An 11986-nucleotide genomic window follows, 5' to 3' on the forward strand; every position below is an offset into this window, starting at 1 on the left:
GACGGATGAGGAATTGACTATGATTGAAAACCGATTGAATCATCGCCCCAGAAAGCGACTAGGATTCAAGACACCTCACGAGGTATTCCATGCCTCGTTAAAGCGTGTTGCACTTCGTCCTTGAATCCGCCTTTCAAAAAAGCAGCATTTGATCCTGTTTATTTGAATCAACTGGAACAGTTTGACTTTCAAGCGAACTGGACTTCTGGCGAAGACTACGCGGCGTATGCCCGTGCGCAATTCGAGCGCGATGCCAAGATGTTGAAAGAAATTGGCTTTAAACCTGAGTGAACTTTATGACGACTTTGAATTTTGATTTTTCTGGCAAACATGTGTTTGTGGCTGGAGGCTCCAGCGGCATCAACTTTGGCATTGCGCAGGCATTTGCGAAGGCGGGGGCGCGCATTTCGTTGATCAGCCGTTCCGCCGATAAGGTGGATGCTGCGGTGGCGCAACTCACGTCTACCGGTGCACAAGCGTGGGGTGCTTCGGCTGATGTCCGACAGCCTGCGGCCTTGGAGTCGGCCTTTGCACAGGCCGCTGAAAAATTTGGCCCGATTGATGTGTTGATTTCAGGCGCTGCGGGTAACTTCTTAGCCAGTGTGCTTGACATGTCACCCAACGCGTTCAAGACGGTGATTGACATTGATTTGATGGGCAGCTTTCATGTCGTGCGCTTGGCGCATGCTTACTTGCAAAAACCCGGCGCTTGTGTGATTCAAATCTCCGCAGGCCAGGCTTTCATTCCCACGCCTTATCAAGCGCATGTGTGTGCGGCGAAGGCGGGTATTGACATGTTGACGCAGGTGCTGGCATTGGAGTGGGGAGCACAAGGTATTCGCATCAACTCCATCGTGCCTGGGCCGATTGCCGACACGGAAGGGCTCAAACGCTTGGCGCCCACGGACGACACCTTGTCCGCCATGACCCAACGTGTGCCCCTCAAACGCCTAGGCGCGATCAAAGACATTGCCAACATGGCCATGGTGCTGGCCAGTGATTTGGGGGCCTTCATCACGGGCACCATCATTCCAGTGGATGGGGGCTTGGCACTGACGGGGCCGCGTGATTTCAGCGCCGCTGCGGCCACATCGCGTCAGGAGAAAGCATGAGCCAATCCCATAATGCCACTGACACCGACAAGCCACGCAGTGGCCCACAACGCCATGTGCCTTTCACCGATCATTTGGGGGTGTGTCGCGAACAAGCCCACGATGGTGAAGCGGTCGTCTCCGTCGAGTTGCGAGATGAACTTTTGAATAACCACGGCGGTGGGCATGGCGGGGTGGTCATGACGCTGTTGGACAGTGCGATGGCGCATGCGGCTTTGTCGCGCGTTGACTACGCCCGTGAAGTGGTGACCGTGGAGATGAGCATTTCTTTCATGCGCCCGGCTGCGGGACGTCTTGTCGCCACAGGGCGAGCCATAGGCGGTGGACGCTCGGTTTGCTTTTGTGAAGCCCGTGTGGTGGATGCCAGTGGGCAAGTGGCGGCACAGGCCATGGGGACGTTTCGTTACCGTGATCCCCGCTGACGCCTTAGGCTTGACCTCATTATTTGGTAAATACTGCCGTTGGCGTTGTGAAGCCTAGCGGGTAGCCTTCACCGTCTAGGTCTGCTGCAGATCCGCCTGTGTACATCTGAAGTTGATTGTTTTCTGCAAAAAACAAAGCCAAGATGGGGGTGGCGCCCAAAGGGAAGGTCGGTTGTGGTGTGAGGCCCTCTACAGCGCGTACAGGCCCACTCAGTTCAACCCTTGCTGCACCGATTTTGGTTTGTGTTGATGTGGGGGCTGACCAATTGGCTTGGTAGGTGTCAGTGATGTTTCCTACGGCTGGGTCTGTGCAACTTGCGTTGTCGTACACGCTGTATATTTTTTGGAAATCTTGCCACCAGAGATGGGTGGCTGTTTCTTTGTACGAAGATTGCGGACCGAGTTCAATGCATGGTTGGTCTAGGCTCCTCCAGTTGGCCAACAGACTGTCCACATTCAAGTTTGGCTTAGGGATAGCGTCGATGCCGCTGCCAGCGCCGCAGGCAGTCAGTGCGATGCTGAGACCGAAAATGATAATTTTTTTTTGCATGGAGTGTCTAGAACTGATAGCCAAGCCTGGCACCAAGCGCTGAGCCGGTGGACCCAACGTAGTTGTCTCGTTGCCCATTCAGTTGCTGCGATTGAATAAATTGGATCACGCTGAAAAGGCCTTCGCCCCAATCATGTCGCCAAGCGATAGCCCTTTGCTTGATCGTTAAGGCTGTCAGATCGGCGGAGTACAAATCGTATTTTTGTGTGAACAGATCTTGATTGATCTCAAATACTGTTTTGCTGATGCCAACAGAAAAGAGGTTGGTGCTGTCGAGGCGGTACGAAAACTCTAGCGTAGAGGCGTATTTGTCAAAGGTGAGGTTCAAGTTGCAAGCGGTCGCAAATTTCGCGACCGTAGAGCGACAACTCGCTTCTTGCATTTGTTGCAAATGCGTGATTCGGCCACTCAGTCGCCGTGTGATGGGCAGGTTGAACCCCAGATAAACCATGTCACTGCTTTGTTGGTTATGACCCAGTAAATAGGGCTCAGGCGAGTAGGCCGTTTGATGCCCCTTGATATAAGAAATTCTCATTTCTAAGGGCGTGTCTAAATTGATCAGATTGACGTTCAAGCCAATTTTCTTGTTCGACAACACTCGGTAGTCGTTGCTTGGGATCAAGTTGCCGTACTCTTTGGGCGCGTAGTCAAGCAGTAGAGGTCGATAAGCGCCAATCTGGCTCTGAATCAGATACCTACCCCATTGGGTCGATGTGTACAGCTGTGCGCCTGGTGAACCACCGGTGACATCTCTAAATTGGGTGGTGCTGCAAATCGTCTCTATTTCGCGCATCCACCCGTTGTCTGGCTCTGTGGTTCGACACCAACTTGTTTTGTAGTCGACGATGCCATAACGTGCGCCAAGCGATGGCGAGAAGTTGGTTTGTACCTGCGCTTCATCAATCCGCAAGCCGAGTGTTTGATCAACACGTGCTCTTAAACTGACGGATGTGTCTCTTGTGAGGGGTTTTTGCCCCATGACCCAGCCGTAAGGAAAGGTGTCTGAATAGTTCCATTTTGTATACGCGTTTGGGAGAAGTAGGTTGGAGCTCTCGGAGATGTACCCAGGGTCTGTGTCTTTATCAGCGGACGACTGCAGGCGCCATGTGTCTACGCCTACTTGATAAGACCACTTGCTTTCGTCGCCAAGTTCGGATGCGTGCGTATTTGTCGATATAAAAATACCACCCATCATCAAGCCCATCAGCACAACATGCGTTATTGTTTTTACTGAAAGCGATGGTTGTATGTATATGTACATATTTATATTTTATTTGTACAAAAATACCATTTAATCTGTAAATGTTACTTATTAAGTAACCATTTTATTCGTTGGGTTATTGAGTGTTCTCACTGCAGTACTTAGGGTTCTTCTGGTGGGAACTCGCTGCTGTGCGTTCTATACTTTAGAAATGAACGAAACGGTACATTCTGCGCGCAAGACACCCAAGCGCACCAACGATCCTGAGCGGACGATGGCGGGCATCATGGCCGTTGCCACCCAAGAATTCGCAGCCAAAGGTTTGGCGGGTGGGCGCATTGACGCGATTGCCGATGCCACGCATACCAGCAAACGCATGATTTACTACTATTACGGGAGTAAAGAAGGTCTGTACCTCGCCGTGTTGGAAGATGCCTACCGCCGCATTCGTGCCACCGAGGCTGAGTTGCATTTGGCGGATTTATCGCCAGTTGACGCACTCAAAGCACTCGTCGGGTTCACGTTCGACCATCACCACAGCAACCAAGACTTCATTCGTCTGGTCATGTCAGAGAACATGCAGCGGGGCGAATATTTGGCCCAAAGCAAGCTGATTCAAGATTTGAACATCTCTGCCATTCAGTCCATTGAGGACCTATACAAACGCGGTGTGAAGGCTGGTGTGTTTCGCAAAGGGCTAGACCCCATCGACATCCATGCGTCAATTTCAGCGCTGACTTTTTTCAATGTCTCTAACCGCTACACCTTTGACTTGATTTTCCAACGCAACGGACAGACCATCGAGTCACTGGCGGCGCGACGCCAAAGTGTGGTGGAGATGGTGCTGCGTTTCGTAAGTTATTCAAATTTGGAATAGCAGGTAGTTGGTTATGCGATATTGAAATGCGGGTTTCCACTAATCATCCACAAAGTAACTGTTTTGTACATTTTGTACCAACCCCTATTTTTCAAGGATTCTCCGATGCTTAATCGTTTTTTGGATCGCTACTGTCGGTTTCTCGAATTAGTGATTTCAGTTGCTCTCGCCGTGATGGTGGTCTTGGTTTTTGGCAACGTGGTGATGCGTTATGCCTTCAACTCCGGCATCACTTTGTCGGAAGAGCTGTCGCGCTGGTTGTTCGTTTGGGTGACCTTCTTGGGCGCCATCGTGGCGATGAAAGACGGCGCGCATTTGGGGTCTGACACCATCGTGTCTAAGTTATCCGTGCGTTGGCAAAAAATCTTCTTTGTGATTGGTCACGGATTGATGTTGTTTGTGTGTTGGCTGTTGTTCAAAGGATCGTTAGATCAAACCATCATCAACTGGGATTCCACCAGTGCGGTGATGGAAGCCTCTATGGGCATCTTCTACGCGTGTGGCATGGTGTTGGCTGTGTCAGGTGCATTGATCCTTGTGGATCACTTGCTGCGCTTGATGCGTGGTGAACTGGCTGACAGCGAGTTGATCGGTGTTCGCGAGTCTGAAGAAGAGCCCATCGACGTTCCCGCCCCCCTCAAGTAAACCCCAAGGAATTCAATCATGACAATCGCTGTATTTTTGGGCTCTTTGCTCGCTGCCATGGCGCTGGGCGTGCCGATCGCTTTTTCTTTGTTGCTGTGTGGCTCCGCGTTGATGTGGCACATGGACATGTTTGATGCGCAAATCTTGGCGCAAAACGTGATCGAAGGCTCGAACAGCTTTCCACTGTTGGCTGTGCCTTTCTTCATGTTGGCAGGTGAGGTGATGAACACCGGCGGCCTCTCACGTCGCATCGTTGACTTTGCGATGGCCTTGGTGGGCCACATCCGCGGCGGCTTGGGCTATGTGACCATCGTTGCCGCTTGTTTGTTGTCGGCTTTGTCGGGTTCTGCCGTGGCAGACGCGGCGGCGTTGACCGCTTTGCTGTTGCCCATGATGGTGAAAGCGGGCCACGACAAAGCACGCAGCGGTGGCTTGATTGCCGCTTGCGGTGTGATCGGTCCCATCATTCCACCATCGATTGGTTTTGTGATCTTTGGTGTTGCAGCCAACGTGTCGATCAGCAAATTGTTCTTGGCAGGCATCTTCCCTGGTGTCGTGTTGGCTGCTGGTTTGTGGGCCACGTGGTGGTGGTGCACACGCAAAGAAGATTTGACCCCGCCAGCGCGTAAGACAACGGCGGAAGTATTTGCTGCCATGCGTGAAGCAGGCTGGGCCTTGATGCTGCCTTTGATCATCTTGGTGGGTTTGCGCATGGGCGTATTCACCCCAACAGAGGCCGCTGTGGTGGCCGCTGTGTATGCACTGTTTGTGGCAGGTGTGATTTACCGTGAACTCACTTGGTCTCAGTTGTTTGACGTCTTTCGCATGGCTGCCAAAACAACCTCTGTGATCATGTTCTTGGTGGCCGCTGCGATGGTGTCTGCATGGTTGATCACGGTTGCTAATTTGCCAGCACAAGTGGTGAGCTTGTTGGAGCCTTTGTTGGGCAACCCAACTCTGCTGATGGCTGCCATCATGGTGTTGTGCATGATCGTTGGTACGGCGATGGACATGACACCCACCATTTTGATCTTGACCCCTGTGTTGATGCCCATCGTCAAAGCCGCAGGGATTGACCCTGTGTATTTCGGCGTACTGTTCATCATCAACAACTCCATTGGTTTGGTGACGCCTCCCGTGGGCACTGTGCTGAACGTGGTGGCTGGTGTGGGTCGCATGCGTATGGATGATGTGACACGTGGTGTATTGCCCTTCATGGCGGTGCAGTTCATTGTCATGTTTTTGATGGTGCTGTTCCCATCCATCGTGATGGTGCCTGCGCGCTGGTTATATTAAGTTTTTATTCCACGGTCTGTCCGGGTACGCCAGACCGTGGAACCTTCAATGGGCGTACGACCGCAAAAGTTCATCAGGAGACACTGACATGAAACGTGTATTTATCAAGACCGTGATCGCGACTGTGGCCATGGCCGCCATGGGCATTGCCTCGGCACAAGTGAAAACCATCAAGTTCGCCAACCAGAACAGCGCGGGTCACCCCATCGTGCAAGGCATGGAGAAGTTCAAAGAAATCGTCGAGAAGAACTCTGGCGGCAAACTCAAGGTCAACATCTTCCCAGGCGGCACTTTGGGGAGCGATCAAGCCAACGTGTCAGCCATTCAAGGCGGCTCATTGGAAATGGCTTCTATGAACTCTGGCATCTTCGCCAGCCAAGTCAAAGAGTTTGGCGTGTTCGATTTCCCCTTCATGTTTGCGACCACCAAAGAAGCTGACGCGGTGGTCGACGGTGCCTTCGGCAAGAAAATGCACGCCAAGTTGGAAGAAAAAGGTTTGATCGGTTTGGCTTACTACGAGCTGGGCTTTCGTCACATCACCAACGGCAAGCGCGCCATCAACAAAGTGTCTGACCTCGAAGGCTTGAAGCTGCGCGTCATTCCTAACCCCATCAACGTGGACTGGGTCAAGGCTTTGGGGGCCAACCCCACACCGCTGCCATTCCCAGAGTTGTATGCGGCTTTGGAGCAAGGTGCTGTGGACGGTCAAGAAAACCCCATTCCGACCATCAACAGTGCCAAGTTGTACGAAGTGCAAAAACACATGGTGTTGACTGCCCACCAATACAACCCACAGTCGGTGGTGATCAGCAAGAAGTTCTGGGAAACCTTGAGCGCTGCTGAGAAAAAAGTGGTGGCTGATGCAGCCACTGAGTCTGCCAAGTTCCAACGCGACACCGCACGTAACTTGGAAGCCAGTTTGTTGGCCAACTTGAAGAAGAACGGCATGCAAGTCACTCAGTTGTCTGAGTCAGAAATGTCTATCTTGCGCGACAAAATGCGTCCTGTGACGGCCAAGCACGGTGTGACCGTGGGCCAAGATTTGGTCAAAGAGTTGCAAGGCGAAATCGACAAAGTGCGCACCGCTGCACCTGCTAAAAAGTCCAAGTAATTGGCTTTGCGATGCTTCGCCGCTTGGATGCGGCGAAGCTTTTTTTATTGAACGAATAAAGATTCTTAAGGGAAGTTGCGTATGAAAGTTTTGATGCTTCACGGTGTGAACCACAACATGTTTGGCAAACGCGACCCCAAGCAATACGGCACCATCACGTTGGATGAGATCAATGCCAATTTGCACAAGCTGGGCAAAGACTTGGGCGCTGACGTTGAGTGCTATCAGACCAACCACGAAGGCGACATGTGCGAGCGCATTCACCAAGGTTACTTCGACAACGTGGACGCCGTGCTGATCAACGCCGGCGCCTGGACCCATTACAGCTATGCCATTCGCGATGCTTTGGCTGTGTTGACTTGCCCTGTGGTGGAGTTGCACATGTCCAACATCCATGCGCGTGAAGAGTTCCGTCACAAGTCGGTGTTTGCCGAAATTGTGAAAGGTCAAATTTGCGGCTTCGGTGCTGACAGCTACGAGCTGGCCTTGCGTGCAGCGGTGTCTGCTGTTCAATCTTCTAAATAAAACACCATGAGCAAGCACGGCATCTCCATCAATGGCAACACACAGCTGATTGCCCACATTGGTTTTCCCACACACACCTTCAAATCGCCCATGATTTACAACCCGTACTTCGCCAGTGCGGGCATCAACGCGGTGGTGGTGCCGATGGGTTGCCAAACGCCAGACTACCCGGTGTTTTTGAAATCGGTATTCAACCTCACCAATATTTGCGGCGCGCTCATCACCATGCCGCACAAAGTGGTGACCGTGGGTTTGTTGGATGAGGTGACGGCCACTGTTCGTGTGGCCGGTGCATGCAACGCCGTGAAAAAACTGGCCGATGGCCGCTTGGTGGGCGACATGTTTGATGGCGCTGGATTTGTGCGTGGCGTGCAGCGCAAGGGCTTTGACTTGGCGGGCAAGCGCGTGTTGGTGGTGGGCTCGGGTGGTGTGGGTTGTGCCATTGCTGCGTCGCTGGCAGGTGCTGGCATTGCCGCCATCAGCTTGTTTGATGTGAACACCGCATCTGCTGAGGCCTTGGGGCAGCGCCTGAAGCAAAACTACCCTCAGATCGATGTGCGCACGGGCTCCAACGATCCTGCCGACCACGATTTGGTGGTCAATGCCACGCCCATGGGCATGAACGAAGGCGATGCGCTGCCGATGGATGTGTCGCGTATTTCGCCCGATGCTTTTGTGGGTGAGGTGGTGATGAAAACTGAAATGACCGCATTCTTGCAAGCTGCAAAAAACCGTGGCTGCCGCGTGCAAGTGGGCTCAGACATGTTGTTTGAACAAATTCCGGCTTATTTGGAATACTTCGGTTTACCCACCACCACCGCTGAAGTCCTGCGCGATGTGGCGCAGTTGAGCTATTGAGTTTTTGAGCCACTAATTTTTCTTGGAGTACCCGATGACCTTGCAATCCACACACCGAGAGTCCGTGCCCGACATGCCCAACCGTTTGGGGCTAGAGGGGATTGAGTTCATTGAATACGCCACCAGCCGTCCACAAGCGCTGGGCCAAGTGTTAGAAAACATGGGCTTTCGTCCCGTGGCACGTCACCGCTCACGTGAAGTCACCTTGTACCGTCAAGGCGGTATGAATTTGGTCGTCAATGCCAGCCCCGACGATGCCCGTGTGAGCGCCACCACCGATGGTCAACCCGTCATTTCAGCCGTGGCTTTCCGCGTGCGCGATGCACTGCAAGCACACACCCGCTGCATGGAGTTGGGCGCATGGAATGTGACCAGCCAAGCACAAGCCATGGAGCTGCACATCCCCGCCATTCACGGCCCAGGCGGCAGCCGCTTTTACTTTGTGGACCGTTGGCAAGAGTTCTCGATTTACGACATCGACTTCAAGCCTATCCCCACCGTTGACCAACACCCAGCGGCGACCGCGGGCATGAGTTACTTTGGCGTGGTGCAGTACATCGGTGCTGGTCGCAGCGCCGACTGGTTGGCTTACTTTGAACACATGTTTGATTTCAGTTTTGTGCCCGACGACCAACGCTTCGGCATCTTGCCCAAAGGCAAGTTGATGAAGAGCCCGTGCGGCAATTTCCTGTGGCAACTCATTGAGCCGGATCCTTGGATGGACACGGACGAGTCGCCCGAATGCTTGCAACGCATTGGCCTAGGGGCCGTTGACGTCGGTGCCGCTGTGTCTGCGCTCAAAGCCCGAGGCGTCGAGTTCGTCGAATCGACCCAGCTGCACGCCGAAGACCGTGGCGCGCTCACACGCAGCGCCTTGGGCTCGGTGTCGTTTGAGCTGGTTCACAAAGATCAATGAAGGGGCATGCCATGAACTTGCTCGATGGTTTCGGTATGGACACCATCACGATGGCGGGCTCTTTAGAAGCCAAGCTGTCGGCGATGAAAGACGCAGGCTTCTCGCAAGTCATGCTCATGGCGCGTGACTTGGTCACACACCCAGGTGGTGTGCCTGCTGCGGTTGCGGCGGTGCAGGCCAGTGGCTTGCGTCCCACGGGCTTTCAGGTGCTGCGCGACTTCGAAGGTTTGTCGGGTCATTTGCACGGCTACAAAGTCGACATCGCCAAGTCGATGTTGGAGATGTGTGCAGCCACCGGCAGCAAAGTGTTGTTGGCCTGTTCTTCCACTTCACGCCACGCGACCGACGACCTCGACCACATTGCCCGCGATTTGAAAAAGCTCGCCATGATGGCTTTGCCCTTGGGCATCAAAGTGGCGTACGAAGGTTTGTCATGGGGCCGCACGGTCAACGAGTTCACCACGTCTTGGGATGTGGTCTGCCGCGCCGATTGCCCCAACCTCGGCATTGGCATCGACTCCTTCCATATCTTTGCCGCCAACACGCCGCTGGATGCGATTGAAGACCTCGATCCCGACAAAATTTTCTTGGTCCAACTGTCTGACTTCATGTGGCACGAAACGCCTACATTTGAAGACCGCATGACCACTGCGCGCACGTTTCGTGTGTTTCCAGGTGAGGGCGTGCACAGCGATGCGCTAGCTGACTTGGTGCTGCGCCTCGACCGTATTGGTTATCGCGGCGACTACAGCTTTGAAGTGTTCAACGACGACTACCAACAATTGCCATTGGCCACCGTGGCCGAGCGTGCACGCAAGAGCGCCACATGGTTGCATGACAATGTGTTGCACCGCTCAGCGCCGCTGCCCGCTTGGACACGAACACACACACAAACATGAAACAACGTCAACTCGGCCCTTACACCGTTTCAGCCATCGGCCTAGGCTGCATGAACCTCAGCCACGCTTATGGCGCGCCGCCTGCGCCAGAAGTGGGCGAGGCACTCATTCACCGCGCTTTAGACCTTGGCGTGACGCTGTTTGACACGGCGGCCTTGTATGGCTTTGGCACCAACGAGTTGCTGGTGGGTAAAGCGCTGAAAGCGCACCGCAGCGAAATCACGCTGTGCAGCAAGGGCGGCATGGCTGGCGTGTCGTTCCCCGATGGTGTCAAACGTGTGATCAACGGTCGCCCTGAAGCGATTCGCCAAAACTGCGAAGACAGCTTGGCCCGTTTGGGTACCGATGTGATTGATCTGTATTACCTGCACCGCTGGGACAAACAAGTGCCCATCGAAGACAGCATAGGCGCTCTGAGCGACCTCGTGCGTGCAGGCAAGATTCGCGAAATTGGCCTGAGTGAAGTCTCGGCCACCACGCTGCGAAAAGCGCATGCCGTGCACCCCATTGCGGCCGTGCAAACTGAATATTCGCTGTGGACACGTAACCCTGAAATTGCTGTGCTCAAAGCCTGTGAAGAGTTGGGTACGACCTTTGTGGCCTTCAGTCCGGTCGCACGTGGTTTCTTGTGTGGCGATTTGCGTGATGTGGGCACTTTGGCTGCCAACGACATTCGTCGCGCCATGCCACGCTTCAGTGCGGATACTTATGTTTCCAATCTACCTCTGCTCGACGCCTATCAAGCCATCGCACGCGAAGCGGGCTGTACGCCAGCGCAACTCGCTTTGGCTTGGTTGCTGCACAAAGACAGCAAGCTCATTCCCATTCCTGGCACGCAAAACATCCGCCACCTCGAAGACAACATGGCTGCCGTCGATGTGGTCTTGTCGCCGGAGCAAATGCAGCGCTTAGAAGCGCTCATCAACCAGCAGACGGTGAAGGGGGCGCGTTACAACGCGGTCAATGCGTCGGAAGTGGATACCGAAGAGTTCGCTTAAAAATGCTGAATTCAAGTGTGAGCGCAACGCTGTGCTTCTTCGCTCATGCCTTCGCGGTCGACCGCAAAGAACCCAGGCATGTTGAAGCGGTTGAGACTGGGGTAGCTTGAAAACGCCATCGACCAGTCACTGAATCGGCGCTGCTCTAAGGGGCCGCGAGCCAGTAATTCAATGTCGTAGTGGCGTGAGTCACGCTGCAAGCTGTCCCACAACGAGGCGATTGCCGCAGGCGTGCCCTCAATGCATTGCACAAACACTTCTTCGGTGTAGAGCAAGTGCCCCGTGATGCCGAGGTGGGCATTTTTGGCGCGTGCTTCACTGAGCATGTTGAAAAGATGCAAGCTACCCAAGGTATTGGTGGCTTTAGAGCGGTAGAGCAAACGTTCGAGCACGGGCAAAGACTGGTTTTAAAACAGCCTAAATCGTACAAATATGAGATGGCGGATTCAAGGACGAAGTGCAACAAAGATGAACTGGTTATAGGTGGCTGAGGATGCGAGAGCATCATGGCCGCTTTAACCGCCAAATCGAAATTGCCCAATGTACAAGCACCTCAGCCGAGAAGAACGATACCAA

Annotated in this window: 15 protein-coding genes; 12 read left to right on the top strand and 3 right to left on the bottom strand. The window is 53.6% G+C overall.

The genetic code is table 11. The features are described from left to right. Positions 1–120: 120 nt before the first annotated feature. From RMS95_RS14265 to RMS95_RS14275, 3 genes are read left to right on the top strand one after another with little or no spacing between them, the layout of a single operon-like run. Positions 121–291, top strand: coding sequence for a hypothetical protein (locus RMS95_RS14265; protein WP_310646862.1), 171 nt, complete (start codon positions 121–123; stop codon positions 289–291). A 5-nt stretch (positions 292–296) separates the two neighbouring features. Next, the gene (locus RMS95_RS14270; RefSeq protein ID WP_310646863.1) at positions 297–1112 is read left to right on the top strand and encodes an SDR family oxidoreductase; all 816 of its coding nucleotides are present in this window, start codon (positions 297–299) and stop codon (positions 1110–1112) included. Then, positions 1109–1534, top strand: a complete 426-nt coding sequence (locus RMS95_RS14275) for a PaaI family thioesterase (RefSeq protein ID WP_310646864.1) — start codon at positions 1109–1111, stop codon at positions 1532–1534. Before RMS95_RS14270 ends, RMS95_RS14275 begins: the two co-directional genes overlap by 4 nt. A gap of 19 nt (positions 1535–1553) precedes the next feature. Here the strand turns inward: RMS95_RS14275 and RMS95_RS14280 are convergent, their stop codons facing one another. Both RMS95_RS14280 and RMS95_RS14285 read right to left on the bottom strand, forming a co-directional pair. Next, entirely contained in the window at positions 1554–2084 is a 531-nt protein-coding gene (locus RMS95_RS14280; protein ID WP_310646865.1) for a hypothetical protein, read from the bottom strand. A gap of 7 nt (positions 2085–2091) precedes the next feature. Further along, complete coding sequence (locus tag RMS95_RS14285; protein ID WP_310646866.1) at positions 2092–3345, bottom strand: hypothetical protein; 1254 nt, start codon at positions 3343–3345, stop codon at positions 2092–2094. A 151-nt stretch (positions 3346–3496) separates the two neighbouring features. Between RMS95_RS14285 and RMS95_RS14290 the strand changes: the two genes are divergently transcribed. The 9 genes from RMS95_RS14290 (at position 3497) to RMS95_RS14330 (ending at position 11410) form a co-directional block, all read left to right on the top strand. Beyond that, entirely contained in the window at positions 3497–4162 is a 666-nt protein-coding gene (locus RMS95_RS14290; RefSeq protein WP_310646867.1) for a TetR/AcrR family transcriptional regulator, read from the top strand. Positions 4163–4267: 105 nt separating this feature from the next. After that, positions 4268–4807, top strand: coding sequence for a TRAP transporter small permease (locus RMS95_RS14295; protein ID WP_310646868.1), 540 nt, complete (start codon positions 4268–4270; stop codon positions 4805–4807). Between the two features lie 18 nt (positions 4808–4825). Further along, positions 4826–6103, top strand: coding sequence for a TRAP transporter large permease subunit (locus RMS95_RS14300; RefSeq protein WP_310646869.1), 1278 nt, complete (start codon positions 4826–4828; stop codon positions 6101–6103). Between the two features lie 88 nt (positions 6104–6191). Next, the gene (locus RMS95_RS14305) at positions 6192–7214 is read left to right on the top strand and encodes a TRAP transporter substrate-binding protein (protein ID WP_310646870.1); all 1023 of its coding nucleotides are present in this window, start codon (positions 6192–6194) and stop codon (positions 7212–7214) included. Between the two features lie 81 nt (positions 7215–7295). Next, entirely contained in the window at positions 7296–7739 is a 444-nt protein-coding gene (gene aroQ, locus RMS95_RS14310) for a type II 3-dehydroquinate dehydratase (protein WP_310646871.1), read from the top strand. Between the two features lie 6 nt (positions 7740–7745). Next, positions 7746–8597, top strand: a complete 852-nt coding sequence (locus RMS95_RS14315; RefSeq protein WP_310646872.1) for a ThiF family adenylyltransferase — start codon at positions 7746–7748, stop codon at positions 8595–8597. A 34-nt stretch (positions 8598–8631) separates the two neighbouring features. Beyond that, positions 8632–9513 carry a 4-hydroxyphenylpyruvate dioxygenase gene (locus tag RMS95_RS14320; protein WP_310646873.1) on the top strand — a complete coding sequence of 294 codons (882 nt, stop codon included), beginning with the start codon at positions 8632–8634 and terminating at the stop codon, positions 9511–9513. 11 nt (positions 9514–9524) lie between these two features. Next, positions 9525–10412, top strand: a complete 888-nt coding sequence (locus RMS95_RS14325) for a TIM barrel protein (protein WP_310646874.1) — start codon at positions 9525–9527, stop codon at positions 10410–10412. Next, on the top strand, positions 10409–11410 hold the full coding sequence (locus tag RMS95_RS14330) for an aldo/keto reductase (RefSeq protein ID WP_310646875.1): 1002 nt from the start codon (positions 10409–10411) through the stop codon (positions 11408–11410). Before RMS95_RS14325 ends, RMS95_RS14330 begins: the two co-directional genes overlap by 4 nt. Before the next feature lie 11 nt (positions 11411–11421). Here the strand turns inward: RMS95_RS14330 and RMS95_RS14335 are convergent, their stop codons facing one another. Further along, complete coding sequence (locus RMS95_RS14335) at positions 11422–11802, bottom strand: BLUF domain-containing protein (RefSeq protein WP_310646876.1); 381 nt, start codon at positions 11800–11802, stop codon at positions 11422–11424. Positions 11803–11986: the final 184 nt, after the last annotated feature.

The organism is Limnohabitans sp., from assembly GCF_031539175.1.
Taxonomy (GTDB): domain Bacteria; phylum Pseudomonadota; class Gammaproteobacteria; order Burkholderiales; family Burkholderiaceae_C; genus Limnohabitans.